Below are 17,331 nucleotides of genomic sequence, written 5' to 3' on the forward strand. Positions count from 1 at the left end.
GGCCAATCCTGACCAACACTCGCCTTGATCCCCGTCCACGCCGACGGCGGGCGGGTCCTGCAACGCCAGGATCCCCGGACCGGTCGAGTATCCCCCTCGACCCCAGTCCCGCTCGATCACCCCCCGCCGCCGCAATGGTCGCTGGCCTTGCGCCCTTTCCTCGCGACGAGGTGGGACAAGAATACGGGAGGTTTCAGCGCGTCGGATAAGTTTGCTGCACGCCCGTGTCGATCCCCGTTGCTTCGACCCTCTCCCAGAGGGAGAGGGAGGGACCCACGCTTGCGTGGGAGGGTGAGGGGTTACACCCTAAACCATTGTCGCACCTGGGATCCTGCCCTGTCCGGAAGGGCTTCGCAAACCCCTCACCCTCCCACCGCTACGCGGCGGGCCCCTCCCTCTCCCAGAGGTGTTCAGACCGGGGACATCCGTGACAGGTGTTCGGAGACATCCGTGACAGGTTGAGGATGATCACATCGGCGTTTTGAGGTCGATGGTGGAGATGGTCTTGGACCTGAAGACCAGGTCATAGCGGCCGTCGATGTTGGTGGGACGAAGGGCCAAGGTCTTGCCTGTGAAGGCCTTGGGGACCCGGATGAGGCGGGCCTCGAAGCTGATGCGGCCGTCCTGAACCTTGCGCGTCAGGTCGTCGGGGCCATAGGCGAAGGGCGCGATGTCGTCGCGATAGGGCCTGGGGCTTGGAGCATAGCGTTCGATGGGCGTGATCAGGCCCAGGGCCTCGTGAGGGCGCTGGGTGTTGTAGACCGTGCGCCAGTCGCGCAGGTGGCGGGCGGCCTCCTCCAGGTTGGCGAACGGCGGCCCTGACAGGGCCTCGGCCTTGAGGGTGCGATGGAAGCGCTCGTCCTTGCCCTGGGTCTGGGGGTGGTAGGGTCGCGAGTGGCCCAGAGCGATGTCCTGCTCCAGCAGCCACACGCCCAGAGCGGTCCAGGACCGGCCCACGCCGTCCCCCCTCATGCCCGCGCCCCAGGGCGGGCCGTTGTCGGCGGTGATGCGACGGGGCAGGCCATAACGCTGGAAGGCGTTGATCAGGCTGGATTTTACGGTCTGGCGCTCCTGGTTGGCGCAGGCCTCTAGCACCAGGCAGAAGCGCGAATGGTCGTCCAGCACGGTCAGCGGGTGAAGCCGCCCGCCCTCCGCGCCAAGCGGCACGTAGCCCTTGAAGTCCATCTGCCACAGGTCGTTTGGCGCGGGGTGCTCGAAGCGGATGAACGGCTCGTGGCCGCCGCCGAATGCGCCCAGAGCCACGCCATGGCGGCGCAGGATCTGGGTCACCGTCGAGGGCGATGGCGCCTCCAGACCCTGGCGTCGCAGCACGGCGGCGATCTTGCGCCCGCCCCAGGCCGGGTGCTGGGCCCGCACCGCCAGCGCCGCCGCCTCGATCGGAGCCGGCGTCGTCCGAGGCGAACCGCGTGGGCGTCGCGACCGCTCCGTCAAACCCGCCTCGCCCTGCGCCGCATAGCGCGACAGCAGCCGGTAACCCAGGCTGGCGCTTATCCCAAACCGCCGGCAAAGCTCCCGGCGATTGGCGCCTTCAGCCTGCGCCAGACGCACGAACTCCCGTTTGAAATCCATCGCAGAGACTCCCGTGAATGGCATCTCCGACCTCCCTTCGAGATCGGAAAATGTGTCACGGATGTCTCCGAACACCTGTCACGGATGTCCCCGGCCTGAACACCTCTGGGAGAGGGTTTCAGATTCCCGTGCCCATCCGGGGATGGCGCGATCGCTATCCCCGCGCCGACGCCCCCAGCACCCGCGCCCGCAGCATCGACAGCGGCAGGGGCCCGGGAACCAGCACCGCGTCGTGGAAGGCGCGGATGTCGAAGCCCGAGCCCGGCAGCTTACGCGCCGCCTCGCGCAGGCGGACCAGTTCCAGCCAGGCCAGCCCCTGCCCCGCCGAGGCCGCCGGGCCGATGGCGATGCGTTCGATGCCTTGCGACACCGGCGAGAACACCGGCGGCGGGCCTTGCAGGTCATTGAGGAAGGTCGTGGTCTTCTCGACGCCCCAGCCCTTCAGATGCACGCCGAGGTCGGCCAGCAGGCGGCCGACGCGGAACAGCATCCACTGGAGATAGCCCAGCTCCGCCAACGGATCGCCCGCGAAGGCGCCCTCCTCGGCGGCCAGCTGTTCGGCATAGATCGCCCAGCCCTCGGAGAACCCCGGGAATGCCAGGCGGGTGCGCAGCGGATGGGCGCCGGAGCGTTCCTCCAGCGGCATCTGCACCATGTGGCCGGCGACGCTCTCATGGTGGACGACACTGGGTAGGGTCCAGCTGGGGCGGGTGCGGATGGTGTTGAGGTCGGCGTAATAGACGCCCGGCTTCGAGCCATCGAAGGACGGCGCCTCGCGATAGCCCTGACGGCGGGCGGCCTCGTCGGCGGGGCTCATGCGGCTCATGCTGACCGCGCGACTGCCCGGCGCGATTGTGGCGAACGAGACCGGCAGGCGCGAGACGGCCTTGGCCAGCCAGGCGTTCATGTCGGCGATCAGCCGGTCGCGGCCGGCGGCGTCATCACTGTAGAGCCAGCGCTCGTCGCGGCTGAGCGCGGCCAGACGGGCGCCGACCGTGCCCTGGCTCATCCCCTGGGCCTTCAGCAGCGTATCGGCGCGGGCGGTCAGGGCCTTGGCGGCGGCGCTAGCGCGATCCCAGGCCTGGCCAGGCGTGATCTCGGCGCCGATCGCCGCCTTCAGCAGCAGGGCGTAATAGGCCTCGCCATCCTTGAAGCGTCCGACGCCGATCCCCTTGCCGGCCTTGCTGCGCAAGGCGATCAGAGCCTCGCGCTGGCGGCCCAGGGCGGCGGCGAGATCAGGCGTGGCGGCGACGGCTGTCGCGGTTTCGGCGAGACCTGCGGCGACCTTGTCGATCACAAAGGCCGGCAAGATCACGCCTCTGGCGGCGTCTTCCGCGATCCGGGCGGTCTCGGCGTCCAGGCGTCTGACGGTGTCAGCGGTAGCGTCGCCTGACTTCGCGGCTTCAACGGCCTTCAGCCAGGCGCCCGAGCGGGTGGTCACGACATAGGGCGAGCTCGCGCCCGCGCCGAACGGGAAGCGGCGGACGATCTCGTCCTCGGTGGTGAACGCCGACAGCACGGCGTCATAGTCGAGGCGCGCGGCAGGGCTCAGGGCGACGGGAGAAAAAGCTTTCAGTGCGGCCAGGCGCTGGGCGGCCGGGCCGCCCTTGGCCAGCTTGTCGAGCAGGGCCTTCAGCGCCGCATCGTCGCCGCTCGCCTGTGCGCCGCCGGCCGCCAGCAGCGCCGCGCCTCCCACGGCGCCGCCTATCACGTCTCGCCGGCTGATCATGGCGTCTCTCCCGGGATGTCTCTTAGCGGTCAGGTCTAGGCGATCTGACACCGGTGTCCAGCCATTGGCCGACTTGATCGCGCCGGCCCTGCCGCTAGGGTAGCGCGAACAGCCGTTTGAGAGATCCGCCATGGCCGAAGCCTTCATCTGCGACGCGATCCGCACCCCTATCGGTCGCTATGCCGGAGCCCTGGCGTCGGTCAGGGCCGATGATCTGGCGGCGGTAACCTTGCGGGCGCTGGTTGCGCGCAATCCCGGCGTCGACTGGAGCCTGGTCGATGACGTGGTGCTGGGCTGCGCCAACCAGGCCGGCGAGGACAACCGCAACGTCGCCCGCATGGCCGCCCTGCTGGCGGGCCTGGGCACCGAGGCCTCGGGCTCGACCATCAACCGCCTGTGCGGCTCGGGCCTGGACGCCGTGGGCGTGGCCGCGCGCGCCATCAAGTCGGACGAGGCCCAGCTGATGATCGCCGGCGGCGTCGAGAGCATGAGCCGCGCGCCGTTCGTGATGGGCAAGGCCGACAGCGCCTTCTCGCGCAATGCCGAGATCTTCGACACCACTATCGGCTGGCGGTTCGTCAACCCGGCCATGCGCAAGGCTTACGGCGTCGACTCGATGCCCGAGACCGCCGAGAACGTCGCTGATGACTACGGGATAAGCCGCGCCGACCAGGATGCCTTCGCCCTGCGCAGCCAGGCCCGCGCCGCAGCGGCCCAGGCCAGCGGCCGCTTCGACGCCGAGATCGTTGCGGTCAGCATCGCCCAGCGCAAGGGCGACCCTGTGGTGGTCAGCAAGGACGAGCACCCGCGCGCCACCACGATCGAGGCCCTGTCGGCCCTCAAGCCCATCGTCCGCCCGGACGGCACGATCACCGCCGGCAACGCCTCGGGCGTCAATGACGGCGCGGCGGCGCTGATCATCGCCTCGGAAGAGGCGATCAAGCGCCATGGCCTGACGCCGCGCGCCCGGATCGTCGGCTCGGCCGCCGCTGGCGTCGCGCCGCGCATCATGGGCTTTGGTCCGGCCCCGTCGACCCAGAAGCTGCTGGCGCGCCTGGGCCTGACCATCGGCCAGATGGACGTGGTCGAGCTGAACGAAGCCTTCGCCGCCCAGGGGCTGGCGGTGCTGCGCGCCCTGGGTCTGCCCGACGACGGCGAGCACGTGAACCCCAATGGCGGCGCCATCGCCCTGGGCCATCCCCTGGGCATGAGCGGCGCCCGCCTGGCCCTGACGGCGGTTGAAGAGCTGCATCGCCGCAAGGCCCGCTATGGCCTGGCAACCATGTGCATCGGCGTGGGCCAGGGCATCTCGATGGTGGTGGAACGGGTCTAGCCGTTTGAGCGGTCATGCAGGCCACGCACGACGCGCGCCGCAATGACAAGCTTTGGTTGCGCGTGACAACGGCGCTTCCCCCTGCTCATCTGGACCCTCGCCAACCGTGAGCGTCCGCATGCCCCTTCGCGCCGTCCTTCTTGCCCTGACCCTGACAGCGCTGGCGACCGGCGCCCACGCCCAGCATGTCACCGGCGGCAAGCTGGTCCCGGCCAAGGCCGACGCCGACGGGATCAGGGCCTGGAAGGGCTTGCCCTACGCCGCCCCGCCGGTCGGCGCCTTGCGCTGGAAACCGCCGGCGCCGGTGGTCGCCTGGAAGGGCGAGCGGGCGACCGACCGGTTCGGGCCCAACTGCGCCCAGCCCAAGGTCTATAACGACATCGACCCCTACGCCCCCGCGATGTCGGAGGACTGCCTGTATCTGAACGTCTGGAGCCCGGCCAAGACCCGCGAGTCGCTGCCGGTGTTCTTCTGGATCCATGGCGGCGGCTATGGCGCGGGCTCGGGCGCAGAGCCACGCCATGACGGCGTCGCCCTGGCGAAAAAGGGCGTGGTGGTGGTGACCATCAACTATCGCCTGGGCGCCTTCGGCTTCCTGGCCCATCCGGCGCTGACCCGGGAGTCGCCCAAAAGGGCCAGCGGCGACCAGGCCCTGGCCGACATGATCGCGGCCCTGCGCTGGGTGCAGGCCAATATCGCCCTGCTGGGCGGCGACCCCGACCGGGTGACCATCGCCGGCGAGTCGGCGGGATCGGACGCCGTCAGCCGGCTGATGGCCTCGCCCCAGGCCCGGGGCCTGTTCCAGCAGGCCATCGGCGAGAGCGGCTCGGCCTTCGGGACCCTGGGCAAGGACGAGACCCTGGCGATGGGCGAGGCCAACGGCCTGGCCCTGGGTCGCGCCCTGGGCGACGACAGCCTGGCGGCCATGCGCCGACGCTCCACCGAACAGATCCTTGCGGCCGTGACCGCACCGACCGCGCGCTTTGCCTTCCGCCCGATCCTCGACGGCTGGATCCTGCCAAGCAGCGCGGCCGAGATCTTCGCGGCCGGGCAGCAAAGCGACGTGCCCCTGCTGGTCGGCTGGAACCGTGATGAAGGCAGCCTGCTGGAAGGCGGGGTCTTTGCCGGCCGCACCCTGCCCGAGGCGCTGAAGCTGACCTTCGGCGACAACGCGGCCGAGGCGGCGAAACTCTATCCCCACGACACGCCCGACCAGATGATCCGCTCTCGGATCAATTTCGCCGGCGACGCCTGGATGGGCCTGCCGACCTGGTCATGGGCCGTGGCCCAGACCCGAACCGGCAAGGCGCCAGTCTATGCGTTCCGCTTCGATCATGCGCCGAAAACGCCCGACGGGTGGTTCGGCGAGGCCAATCGCGGCAAGTCACTGGGCGCGTTCCACTCGGCCGAGATCGTCTATGTATTTAACCATCCGGACAATGGCGGGGCCTGGAGCGTTGACGACACCGACCGCCGCGTGGCCGACGTGATGTCGTCCTACTGGGCCAATTTCGTGAAGACGGGCGATCCCAACGGTCCCGGCCTGCCCGTCTGGCCGGTGTATGATCCCGAAGGTGACGCGCGAAAGCTGATCATCGACGCCGACACCCGCGTCATCGCCGATGACGACCAGCCCCGCCTGAAGTTTCTGCAAGCCGAGGCGCGCCGGGCCCGGCGCTGAGCGGCAAAGTTCGCTAGTGACAACGCTGTCAGGTTAGCGCTAACCTGGACCTGAAGGCGCGCGGCCACGACGCGTCGGCAAGCAGGGAAGATGCGCATGACCAGGATCAACAGGGCCCTGACGGCCATCGTCCTGACCTTTGCCTTCGGCGCAAGCGCCCGGGCCGAAGACGCCGCGGGGCCGATCCGCCTCAACCAGTTGGGCGTCGAGACGACAGGTCCCAAGCGCGCCATCCTGGCCGATCCCTCGACAAGCCCCATGGCCTGGACCCTGCGCGACGCCAGGGGCGCGAGTGTGGCCAGCGGCCAGACCAGGGTGTTCGGCGCCGACGCCGCCTCAGGCGACCATGTCCACCAGATCGATTTCAGCCACTTCAAGGGTACGGGCGACAGCTATCGCCTCAGCGTCGGCGCAGCCCAGAGCCGGCCCTTCGCCATCGCCGGGCGCCTCTATGGCGCGCTGAAGGGGGACGCCCTGGGCTTCTTCTATCAGAACCGCGCCAGCATTCCGATCGAGGCGCGCTTCGTTCAGCGCCCCGACCTGGCCCGCCCGGCCGGCCACGCCCCCGACAAGGCGACCTGCTTCAACAAGGCCGACGAGCGCGGCCAGGTCTGGGCCGGCTGCGACTACACCCTGGACCTCAGCCGGGGCTGGTACGATGCAGGCGACCACGGCAAGTACGTCGTCAATGGCGGCATCTCGGTATGGACTCTGCTGAACGCCTACGAGCGCGCCCTCGTGCTGGGCAAGGCCCCGACCCTGGCCGCCTTCGCTGATGGCAAGGGCAAGATTCCCGAAAACGCCAACGGCGTCTCCGACCTGCTGGACGAGGCCCGCTGGGAGATGGATTTCCTGCTGGCCATGCAGGTTCCCGCCGGCAAGACCCTGGCCCTGCCCGTCGGCCATCAACAGGTCGGCCCGGCCGGCCGACTGGTCCTGACGGATCTGGACGCCTCGGGCATGGCCCATCAGCGCCTGGCCGATGAGCGCTGGACCGCCCTGCCCACGGCGCCGGCCGACGACAAGGAAGTCCGCTACCTCTATCACCCCACCACCGCCGCCACCCTGAACCTGGCCGCCACGGCGGCCCAGGCCGCGCGGATCTGGAAGACCATCGATCCAGCCTTCTCGGCCCGCTGCCTGGATATCGCCAGGCGCGCCTACGCCGCCGCCCGGCGTAACCCCGAGGTCTACGCTCTGGGCGCCTTCACCGGCAGCGGCGGCTATGGCGACGGCAATGTGGAGGACGAGTTCTACTGGGCCGCCGCCGAGCTGTACGCCACGACCGGCGCTGCCGAGTACGAGACCGCCCTGCGCGCCTCGCCGCTGTTCCTGGCCGGCCCCTCTGCTTCCGGATTGGCGGCGGGCGGCAGGCCGACCGGCGACATCGGCTGGCCCTCGGTGGGCGCCCTGGGAACCGTGACCCTGGCGCTGGCGCCCAATGGTCTGAAGCCCGCCGAGATCGCTGTGGCGCGCGCCAATCTGGCCGCCAGCGCCGACCGCTATCTGGAGGACGGCGCCCGCCAGGGCTATGCCCTGCCCTATGCGCCCAAGGGCTATCCGTGGGGGTCGACCTCGTCGGTTCTGAACCGCGCCATGGTGCTGGGCCTGGCCGCCGACTTTACGGGCAAGGCCGCCTATCGCAACGGCGCGGTGGACGCCATGGACTGGGTCCTGGGCCGCAATCCTCTGGATCGCTCGTTCGTCACCGGCCATGGCGCGCGACCGATGCGCAATCCGCACCACCGCTTCTGGGCGCATCAGGCCGACGCCCGGTATCCCGCCCCGCCCCCCGGCGTGATCTCGGGCGGCCCGAACTCGACCAACATGAGCGATCCGGTCGCCGAGGGCATGAAAGGCCAGTGCGCACCCCAGACCTGCTGGACCGACGACTATCGCGCCTTCACCCAGAACGAAGTGGCCATCAACTGGAACGCGCCGCTGTTCTGGGTCGCGGCCTGGCTGGACGAACCCGCCCGCTGAGGCGCGCGCAGACGGGCCAGGCTGCGCGACACTTTGTCGCTGAAACTGGCATATCTTCGTTCACCCTGCGGGTCGTATCTGAGACGCTAAGCGGCCGGGGCGAGAGCTGGAATGCGATCTGAAGGAGCGGAGGACAGGCCTCGGGGCGACCCCCTCAAGCTCGCCCTGCTGGGGCAAGCGCATCGCAACAGCCTGGCGACCATGACGGTTCAGGCCGCCTCTGCGGTCGGCTTGACCCTGCTCGCACTCCCCGCAGAACGCCCCTTTCACGTGACCTGGCTGGCTGTCGTGCTGGCCCTGCTGGCGGCCCGCCTGGTGATCAACCACCTGCTGGGCGCCGCCCTGGCGGGGCGGCTCCTGACCAAACAGCTTTGGCCGCTGGCGCATCTTCACAGTACGGGCCTGGTCCTTAGCGCCGGGCTGTGGGCGCTGCTGGCCTGCATACGTATTCCCGTCGACAGCCCTGTTTCGCGCTATGCCCTGATCGTTGTGCTGTCGGCCCAGGCCGGCGGGGCGGTCGGCATTCTGTCGCCTCAGAAATGGGTCGGACGGATCTATATCACTCTGGTCCTGATCCCCGCCTCCATAACCCTGATCACCCTGGGCGGCGTAGACGCGACCCTGGGCTTCCTGGGCGCGGTGTTCTGGATGGTGATGGTGGTCGCTCATCGCAACAACCACGCTCTGCTGGTCGACTGCCTGCGGCTGCGCGACGAGAACCGCGAGTTGCTGGCGGATATCAACCGACGCAACCACGACACCAGCCTGCTGAACCGCGACCTTGAAAGGCGTGTGCGCGTCCGCACCGAGCAACTGGAGCGTCTGTCGGAAGAAGCCCAGGTCGCCAATCGCGCCAAGTCGCAGTTCCTGGCCATGGTCAGCCACGAAATGCGCACCCCGCTGAACGCCATCCTGGGCGAGGGTCAATTGCTGGCGCGCGAAGCGCTGACCCCGCCGCAACGCCAGCGCCTGGGGGTGATGAAGACCGCCTCCCGCGTCATGCGGCAACTGATCGATGACATCCTCGACATTTCCCAGATCGAGGCCGGCGGATTGCAGTTGCGGCTGAACGTGTTCTCGCTGGAAAATCTGGTCAGCGATATCCGGGAACTCCACCAGCCCTTGGCCCGGGAGCGGGGCCTGTCCCTGACCATCTCCCTGCAACCCGATCTGGCGCGCTTCCGACGCGGGGACGGCGACAGACTGGCCCAGCTCCTCGCCAATCTGATCTCCAACGCGCTGAAGTTCACACGGCAGGGCGGTGTCACGGTCAAGATCACCGGCGACGACCATCGGCTGCAGATCGCGGTGATCGATACGGGCATCGGCATCGCCGCCAAGGACCACGAAGCCATTTTCGAGCGCTTCGTTCAGGTCGACAATTCTTCGACCCGTCGGGTCGGAGGGATCGGGCTGGGCCTGGCCATCTGCCGCGAGATCTCCGAGCGCATGGGCGGTTCGCTGAAGGTCACATCCGCCCTGGGCATCGGCGCGCGGTTTGACTTCGAAGCGCCCGTCCCGTCGGTGATCTCTTCCGAAGCCCCGATCGAGGACGAGGTCGGCGAGTTTGCCGGCGAGGCGCCCGCTTCGCTTCTGGTGGTGGACGACAACCCGGTCAACCGACGCATCCTCGCCGCCCTGGTCGAACCCTTCGGCGTCACCTGCGGCTTCGCCGTCAGCGGGCGTGAAGCGGTGGCGGCCTGGCGCGCCCAGCCCTGGGACGCGATCTTCATGGACGTGCACATGCCCGACATGGACGGCGTCGAGGCCACGCGGACCATCCGCCGTGAAGAGGCCCTGGCCGGCGCCGCCCGGATCCCGATCTTCGCCGTCACCGCAAGCGTGCTGAACCACGAGGTCGAAAGCTATCTGCGGGCGGGAATGGATGGCGTCCTGCCCAAGCCCATCGAAGCCGCAGCCCTGGCGTCAACCCTGTCGCAGTGCGTGGCCGCCGCAGCTTAGGGCGTTGTCTCCAGGGCCGCAGCGCGCTCGCCAAGACGCGCGATGGTTTCGGTCCAGCGCCCCTTGGCGTCGCTGAAGAACAACTCGGCCGAGGGATACCAGGTTGATCGCTCCTGCCCCCTTCCCCATCGCCAGTCCGTGTCGATCCGGGTGAGCAGGAGCCATACCGCTTTGCCCATCCCGCCCGCCAGATGGGCGATGGCCGTGTCGACGGTCACAACGACATCGAGACCTTCGATAATGTCAGCGGTGTCGGCGAAATCCTTCCCGCCCGTAGCGGCGTGATCCAGACCGACGGTCGCGCCGAGCGCAGCGGCCAGCTTCAGGCCGTCTGCCTGGTCAAGCGAGCGGTAGCCATCGTTGCCATGGGCGGCGCTGCCCGCCGTGACCAGGCCGATCCGCGCCGAAGGCGAGAGCCTGTCCGCAGCCTTGAGATAGGGCGCGCCCGGAACGGTTTCGAGCGTGTAGTCCATCAGGCCGACGATATCGGGACCCATGACATAGAAATCGCAGTCCGGGATCTCGACCCGGCCACTGCCCTCATAGACCTCGACACCCGGCAACGACCGGGAGAACAGCCGGGAGACCTGAGGCCTGCAGACCAGCCTGACGGTCGCCCCGCGTTCCGCCAGGATCGGCGCGAACCGCGCATACTGAAGTTCGTCGCCAAACCCCTGCTCGGGCCAGATCAGCAGCGAGCGACCGCTCAGGTCTTCGCCGTTCCACTCGGGACAGTCGAAGAAGCCGGGCTTGTTGGTGTTGTACTTGGCAACCTCGTGCCGCCGCCGGAAATGCGGGACCGCATCCCGGTACCGCCCCTGCATCATGATGACCTGGCTGAGCGCATAGTGGGTGCGCGCCGACCCCGGATCGATGGCCAGGGCCCGCCGATAGGCCTTTTCAGCCTCGGGCAACCGACTGAGGCTGGACAACACGCCGCCCAGATTGTGCAGGGTCGCCAGATTCTTGGGATCCATCCGCGCCGCCAGCTTGAAGAGGCGCTCCGCCTCCTCGAAATCCAGTGCGGCTTCGGCGCGCTGCGCCTTGTCGAAGAGTTTCCCCACAAGGCGCTCCTGCCTGCAGCGCCTTGGAGCGGGCGATGGGAATCGAACCCACGACATTCTGCTTGGGAAGCAGACGCTCTACCTCTGAGCTACGCCCGCGAGGCGTTCGGGTCGTCTAGCGGGTCTGGGCGGGGTTCTCAAGAGCTACAGACGGTGAAACGGGCCAGCCTCGGCGCCAGTTCTCGATCAGGCCCTTGCCCTTGCATCACCCTGCGACGGACCGAGCACATCCACCTGACGGTGTCGGAACCGATCGCGACGGTGCTGGCGGAATTGAAGCTGCTGCAGGAGAAGGCCTTGAAGCGAGCGGCATTCGGCAGTGGATAGCGCCAGACGATTGGACCGTCGCCGGCGGTTCACGCTACTAATGACACTGCAAATGCCATAAAAGGCCCAACGCGATCAACGCAGCGAAAGGCGGGCGCCGATGCTCATCGTTCACGGGCTGGATTTGTCCTATTTCACGGGCAAGCTTGAGGGATATCTGCGCGCCAAGGGCCTGCCCTACCGCCTTCAGGAGATGGATACGGCCGCGTTTCGCGCCCTGGCCCTCAAGACCGGCGTCCGCCAGATGCCCCAACTGGAGCTGCCCGACGGCCGCTGGATGACCGATACCCCGGTCATCATCGACCGCTTGGAGACTGACCATCCCCTGAGCTCCCTCACACCGACCGACCCCGCCCTGGGGTTCCTCGCGGCGTTGATCGAAACCTATGGCGACGAGCATCTTTGGCGACCGGCGCTCTACTATCGCTGGGCCTATCGGGCAGACGCCCAGCTGATGAGCGGTCGACTGGCTGACGGCATGTTCCGTGACATCCCCCTGCCGAGGGCGCTGAGACGCCAGGCCGCACTGCTGCGGCAAAGGTCCGTCTACCTGGGTGGTGAGGGCGTGAGCCAGGCCAATCGCTTCCGCGTCGAGGCGGACTATCTCGACACGCTCGAGGCGCTGGACAAGATCTTCGCGCGGCGGGACTGGCTGCTGGGCGAAGCGCCGACACGGGCGGATATCGGACTGTTTGGGCCGCTGTTTCGGCATTTCGCCTGCGACCCGACACCCGCGGGGATCATGCGCGCACGTGCGCCGTCGGTCGCCGCCTGGGTCGCGCGACTATGGGCCCTGAAACCCGACCCCAGCCGTTCTGCGGCCCTGATGACGCGCGCACCGGACGATCTGGGGCCCTTGATGGATCTGATCGAAGACCGCTTTCTGCCCGAGATGGCCGCCAATCAGCAGGCTGTCCGCAACGGGGCGGCCCGCACGCACTACATCGGATCGGACGTCGCCTTCCAGTATCGCGCCAACGCCTATCGCGCCTGGCGACTGGGTCGGCTCCAGGCCGCCTATGCCGAGTTGGACGGCGCCTCGCGACGGGCCGTCGACTGGCATCTGGGGCCGCGCTCCCGCGAGATCCTGCTATCCGCAGCGGGGGGCGGCTCTGGCCGGGACTTGCCGTCGCATGACGGCATAGTTCGTGATCGCTGGTGGAGACCTCTTGACCGGACGCCATGAGAGGCCGCCCGACGATCAACGTCCGCGCCACAATCCCTTGCAGTATCCGGAGCGGGTCTGGGCGGGGTTCTCACACGCTGCAGACGGTGAAACCGGCTAGCCTCGGCTCTCGTCCTCGATCAGGCCCTTGCCCAGCACAGCCTTGAAATGGGCGATGGTCTTGGCCAGGCCTTCCTTCAGCTGGGTCCTGGGCTCCCAGTCCAGCGCCGACCTGGCCAGGGTGATGTCGGGCTGGCGCTGGCGGGGATCGTCCTGCGGCAGGGGCCTGCGCTCGATCAGCGAGGTCGAGCCGATCTGGGCGATGGTCTGCTGGGCCAGCTCCAGGATGGTGAACTCGTTGGGATTGCCGATATTGACCGGACCGGTGAAACCGGTGGGCGTAGCCATCATGCGGATGAAGCCTTCGACCAGATCATCGACATAGCAGAAGCTGCGGGTCTGCTGGCCCTCGCCGTAGATGGTGATCGGCTGGTTGGTCAGGGCCTGGACCACGAAATTGCTAACGACGCGGCCGTCATTGATCGCCATGCGCGGGCCGTAGGTGTTGAAGATCCGCACGACCTTGATGTCGATGCTGTCCTGCCGGAAGCTGTCGAAGAACAGGGTCTCGGCGCAGCGCTTGCCCTCGTCATAGCAGGCGCGCGGGCCGATCGGATTGACCCGGCCCCAGTAGCTTTCGACCTGCGGGTGGATCTCGGGATCGCCATAGACCTCGCTGGTCGAGGCCTGCATCACCCGGGCCCCGGTGCGCTTGGCCAGGTCCAGCATGTTGATCGCGCCCATGACATTGGTGCGCACGGTCATGACCGGATCGTACTGATAGTGGATCGGCGAGGCCGGGCAGGCCAGGTTGTAGATCTGGTCGACCGGAATGAAGATCGGATGGTTCACGTCATGGTTCACGAACTCGAAGTTCGGGTGATCCATCAGGTGGGCGATGTTGTCCTTGCTGCCCGTGAACAGGTTGTCCAGGCACACCACCCTGTCGCCCCGCGCGATCAGTCGGTCGCACAGATGAGAGCCGACAAAGCCGGCCCCGCCCGTCACCAGGATACGAAGAGCGGTGTGTTTCTTGGCGGCGGTCTGGGCGGACATGACGGGTCTCTGCGGCGCGATCTTCACCGTGGTCTGATTTGCCTAACGGGTCTCGCCCCCCGGCTCAACCATCGCCTGCGGCGACGGATGCGACCGACCGGCGCACCCGCCCTCTCGCGGCTAGTTCACCCGCTCAGTCTGAACGCCCAGCGTCGCCAGTTGCGCCTGCAGGCTGTCGGCGCCGACCAAGTGTCCGGCCCCGACCGCGACGAAACTGACGCCCGAACCGGCGAGCTTGGTCTTCAGCTGAGTGGCCCAGTCGCGATTGCGGTCTGTCAGCAGCACGCCATAGACCTCGGCATAGTTGGTCTTCATCTCGGTGATGAACTGGTCCTCAAGCGCCTTGACGTCCCCCGCCGCCCAGGCGGCGACCATGCTGTCGATCTTGGCCGGGCCGGCCTCGGCGTCGTCCAGGGTGGCCCGCAGCATCTCGACCTCGGTCTTGGTCGGCATGTCGGCGAAGAAGCGGATCTGCTGTTCGGCGGTCTCCAGCGATGAGGCCGGCTTGCCCGCCGCCTTCATCTCGGCCGACACCACCTGCTCGACCCCGCTGCGCGGATCATAGCCGGCCTTGATCACCGGCAGCATGGCCAGCGAGATCGAGGCCAGCCAGGGTCGCATGACCTCCATGGCCTGGGGCGGCATGCCTGCGGCCTGGGCCAGACCCTGGGCGCGCTTGAGGTCCTTTGGCGACAGCTTCTGCGACAGCGGGGTGGCGCGATCCAGGCCGTACTGCATGACCAGCGGCTGCATGACCGCCGGGTCGTCGGCGCCCAGAACCTCGATCACCAGATCATCGCTGGCCTTCAGGGCCTGATCGATGCGGGGCGAGCGCCACTGGGTCGCCGGCTTCAGCACGTGGATCGTCCCGAACAGGTAGATCGTCGAGTCCTGGTCCTTGATCACCCAAAGGGCGGGCTCGGCGGCGGCCGGGGCGGCGAGGCCAAGGGCCAGGATGGAAACCAGGCCGATGAACGCCCGGCGGGCGGGCTGGAAGACGGTGCGGAGCATGTGATTCTCTGTACGGATGCGAGGACGAGTTAGGGGGGAAGCCTCGCCAGGCGCAATCAGGCCCGGCGAAGGCGGCTATTTCAGGAAGCGCTCGACCGCGGCGGCGAAGGCGGCCGACTGGTCCAGCATGATGAAGTGAAAGGCGCCGTCGACGCGCTCCAGCCTGACGCCGGCCAGGCTGGCATAGGCGCCGGCATAGGTCTGGTCGACCATGGCCTGGGGCGCGCCCATGGCCGGATCATACGGATAGAGCATCGTGGTCGGCGTGGTGACCGCGGCCAGCTCACCGCGCATATCCGTGGTCAGAACATCGTACAGGGCGCGCGCCACGACCGGTTGCGACGAGGTCCTGGACCAGTCCAGCGCGGCCTTCAGGCCCTCCGGCGACTTGACCAGGCGGGGCATGGTCATGGCCTGCTGGGCGGCGAAGGTCTCGGCCGACATGGCGCTCATGCCATCGCGCATGGCGGTCGCCTGCGGCCTGACGCCCTCGACCGTGGCGGCCGGCGAGAACAGCACCGGATAGAACGGCAGGCTGTCGACGATCATCAGGCGGCTCAGAGCCTCGGGATGGCGGCGGGCCAGCATCAGGCCGGTCAGGCCGCCCATCGAATGGCCGATCACGGCCGGCGACATCAGCCCGGCGCTCTTGATGTAGCGGTCCACCGCCTCGACCAGCGGTTCCAGCATTGGCCCTTCTGCATTGCCGCCAGCCGGCGCGCCGGCGAAGCCGGCGACCTGAACGACATGGACGCGATAACGGCCCGACAACTGCTTGACCGTGGCGTCCCAGACCGCGCCGGAGGAGGCCAGGCCCGGGATCAGCACCACGTCGGGCCCCTGCCCGCTGACCGTCACCGCGATGCGGTCGGAGGCCAGCGGCGCCGCGTGGGCGTGGTTGCCCCCGAATACGCCGGTGGCGGCGAGGATGGCCAGAATGATGATGGCGAAATGGAACCTGGGACGGGAGTTACACATGGTCTCAAAACCTTGGTGCAGGGGCGTGCGCGAGGCTTCAGCGTCGCGGAGCCGAGGAAAAGTCGATAGAAGCGTAGGAATTCAGGCGGGCGCGTTTGGCCCTGCGGGCGGTGTCAGCTGTAGCCGCGCCTGACCGACACGATGGCGGCGACCAGCAGGTAGGTCCCCATCAGGATCGTGGCCGAGTCCCAGGCCGAGATGGCCGGGGCCAGGTCCAGCTTCTCGGCGGCGGCCCAGCAGAACAGCGCCGCCTGCAGGACCCAGAAGCTGATCGCGCTGGCCTCGATCGTGATCTGGCGGATCAGTTCGTCGCCGCGACGCCAGACCAGCAGATTATAGACGGTCTGAACCAGAAACAGGGCGACAACCCCGCAGAGCACAGCGACGCCCAGCGCCTGAGGCACGGGATCGTAGAACAGATGGGCCAGCACCGGCGCGATCATCATCGGTCCTGCCAGGAACAGCACGATCGCCTGCTGGCGGTAAAAGGTGATCTGGGACGGCGTCGCGGCGCGTCCGCTCTTCGGATCCAGAACCCATCCGGCGAGCTTGCCGCTGAGGCTGGCCAGTCCGATGAAGACCCCCATGGCCAGAAGCAGCGCGCCGATGATCAGAGCGCCGTGATCGGACCAGCCCAGATCATAGGCCGGCACGGGGCCCAGCTTGAGCAGCTTGCCGACGAAGTAACCGACGACGCCGCCGACCAGGCCGCCCGCGATCAGCTTCACGGCGCGGACGGCGATCTTGTTGGAAGACATCATGACTCGGGTCATGGGATTTCTCCTTGTGGACCGGCCCTAGGCCTCGTCCTGGAAGATGGCTTCGATGGGTTGGCTGAAGAGCCGGGCGATCTTGAAGGCCAGCGGCAGGCTGGGATCGTACTTGCCCGTCTCCAGGGCGTTGATGGTCTGGCGCGAGACCTCGAGGCGTTCGGCGAGGTCGGCCTGGCTCCAGTCGCGCTCGGCGCGCAGCACCTTGAGCCGGTTCTTCACTGGTACCTCCGGCGAACGAAGGGTTGGGCCAGGCCAAAGCTGCCGCAGAACAGCGGAAACACCAGATAGAGCGGGATGTGCGGCACCACGTCGGCGTTCTCGAGAAAGCCCCAGGCCGTGCAGGCCGACAGCGTGATCCCGACCCCCCACAGCATCGACTGGACCAGGACCGAGCGGATGAACTCGTCGGTCTCCTCGATCAGATAGAGGCCCATGATGGCGATCACCGCGATGACCGGGAACGCCGGGGCGATGGCCAGAATCCAGAGCAGCGGGCCGGTCGGATGAAGGTTGCTGATGGCCCACAGGGCGCCGGACAGCACGACGACATAGGCGAGCATGGCGGGAATGAACCGGGCGATGTAGCGGCGGCCGGCGGCGGTCGTTGACGTACTCATGT

General features: G+C 67.9%; 13 protein-coding genes, 1 tRNA gene and 2 pseudogenes. 6 read left to right on the plus strand and 10 right to left on the minus strand.

All coding sequences use genetic code 11. The features are described from left to right. Positions 1–68: 68 nt before the first annotated feature. A pseudogene (locus ACN2C7_RS13085) lies at positions 69–209 on the plus strand (hypothetical protein); the annotation flags it as partial. A gap of 201 nt (positions 210–410) precedes the next feature. On the opposite strand, the pseudogene ACN2C7_RS13090 reads toward ACN2C7_RS13085, so the two are convergent. Further along, positions 411–1,614: pseudogene (locus ACN2C7_RS13090) on the minus strand (IS481 family transposase). Between the two features lie 130 nt (positions 1,615–1,744). Then, positions 1,745–3,319, minus strand: coding sequence for a DUF885 domain-containing protein (locus ACN2C7_RS13095; protein ID WP_419317403.1), 1,575 nt, complete (start codon positions 3,317–3,319; stop codon positions 1,745–1,747). A 130-nt stretch (positions 3,320–3,449) separates the two neighbouring features. On the opposite strand from ACN2C7_RS13095, the gene pcaF reads away from it, so the two are divergent. The 4 genes from pcaF to ACN2C7_RS13115 all read left to right on the plus strand — a co-directional run bounded on the left by pcaF (position 3,450) and on the right by ACN2C7_RS13115 (position 10,278). Then, a complete protein-coding gene (pcaF, locus tag ACN2C7_RS13100; protein WP_419317404.1) occupies positions 3,450–4,652 on the plus strand; it encodes a 3-oxoadipyl-CoA thiolase in 1,203 nt (400 codons plus the stop codon). A 118-nt stretch (positions 4,653–4,770) separates the two neighbouring features. Next, positions 4,771–6,333 (plus strand): carboxylesterase/lipase family protein, encoded by a 1,563-nt coding sequence (locus ACN2C7_RS13105; protein ID WP_419317405.1) that lies wholly within the window; start codon positions 4,771–4,773, stop codon positions 6,331–6,333. A gap of 96 nt (positions 6,334–6,429) precedes the next feature. Continuing rightward, positions 6,430–8,316, plus strand: coding sequence for a glycoside hydrolase family 9 protein (locus ACN2C7_RS13110; RefSeq protein WP_419317406.1), 1,887 nt, complete (start codon positions 6,430–6,432; stop codon positions 8,314–8,316). Between the two features lie 111 nt (positions 8,317–8,427). Further along, entirely contained in the window at positions 8,428–10,278 is a 1,851-nt protein-coding gene (locus ACN2C7_RS13115) for an ATP-binding protein (protein WP_419317407.1), read from the plus strand. On the opposite strand, the gene ACN2C7_RS13120 is transcribed toward ACN2C7_RS13115, so the two are convergent. Together ACN2C7_RS13120 and ACN2C7_RS13125 are read right to left on the minus strand one after the other, a co-directional pair. After that, entirely contained in the window at positions 10,275–11,342 is a 1,068-nt protein-coding gene (locus tag ACN2C7_RS13120) for a tetratricopeptide repeat protein (protein ID WP_419317408.1), read from the minus strand. The genes ACN2C7_RS13115 and ACN2C7_RS13120 overlap by 4 nt on opposite strands. A gap of 24 nt (positions 11,343–11,366) precedes the next feature. After that, positions 11,367–11,441: transfer RNA gene (locus tag ACN2C7_RS13125), tRNA-Gly, on the minus strand. 328 nt (positions 11,442–11,769) lie between these two features. Here ACN2C7_RS13125 and ACN2C7_RS13130 point away from each other — a divergent pair. Next, the gene (locus ACN2C7_RS13130; RefSeq protein WP_419317409.1) at positions 11,770–12,855 is read left to right on the plus strand and encodes a glutathione S-transferase family protein; all 1,086 of its coding nucleotides are present in this window, start codon (positions 11,770–11,772) and stop codon (positions 12,853–12,855) included. Positions 12,856–12,951: 96 nt separating this feature from the next. Here the strand turns inward: ACN2C7_RS13130 and ACN2C7_RS13135 are convergent, their stop codons facing one another. The 6 genes from ACN2C7_RS13135 to ACN2C7_RS13160 all read right to left on the minus strand — a co-directional run bounded on the left by ACN2C7_RS13135 (position 12,952) and on the right by ACN2C7_RS13160 (position 17,329). Continuing rightward, positions 12,952–13,950: a UDP-glucuronic acid decarboxylase family protein gene (locus ACN2C7_RS13135; RefSeq protein WP_419317410.1), complete on the minus strand. Its 999-nt coding sequence runs from the start codon at positions 13,948–13,950 to the stop codon at positions 12,952–12,954. 120 nt (positions 13,951–14,070) lie between these two features. Then, positions 14,071–14,961 (minus strand): TraB/GumN family protein, encoded by an 891-nt coding sequence (locus ACN2C7_RS13140; protein WP_419317411.1) that lies wholly within the window; start codon positions 14,959–14,961, stop codon positions 14,071–14,073. A 75-nt stretch (positions 14,962–15,036) separates the two neighbouring features. After that, positions 15,037–15,939, minus strand: coding sequence for an alpha/beta fold hydrolase (locus ACN2C7_RS13145; protein ID WP_419317412.1), 903 nt, complete (start codon positions 15,937–15,939; stop codon positions 15,037–15,039). Between the two features lie 113 nt (positions 15,940–16,052). Further along, on the minus strand, positions 16,053–16,712 hold the full coding sequence (locus tag ACN2C7_RS13150; RefSeq protein WP_419317413.1) for a hypothetical protein: 660 nt from the start codon (positions 16,710–16,712) through the stop codon (positions 16,053–16,055). Positions 16,713–16,736: 24 nt separating this feature from the next. Continuing rightward, positions 16,737–16,931 carry a helix-turn-helix transcriptional regulator gene (locus tag ACN2C7_RS13155; protein WP_419317414.1) on the minus strand — a complete coding sequence of 65 codons (195 nt, stop codon included), beginning with the start codon at positions 16,929–16,931 and terminating at the stop codon, positions 16,737–16,739. After that, positions 16,928–17,329, minus strand: a complete 402-nt coding sequence (locus tag ACN2C7_RS13160; protein WP_419317415.1) for a hypothetical protein — start codon at positions 17,327–17,329, stop codon at positions 16,928–16,930. The genes ACN2C7_RS13155 and ACN2C7_RS13160 overlap by 4 nt, the downstream gene beginning before the upstream one ends. Positions 17,330–17,331: the final 2 nt, after the last annotated feature.

The organism is Caulobacter sp. ErkDOM-E (genome assembly GCF_048541895.1).
GTDB lineage: Bacteria > Pseudomonadota > Alphaproteobacteria > Caulobacterales > Caulobacteraceae > Caulobacter.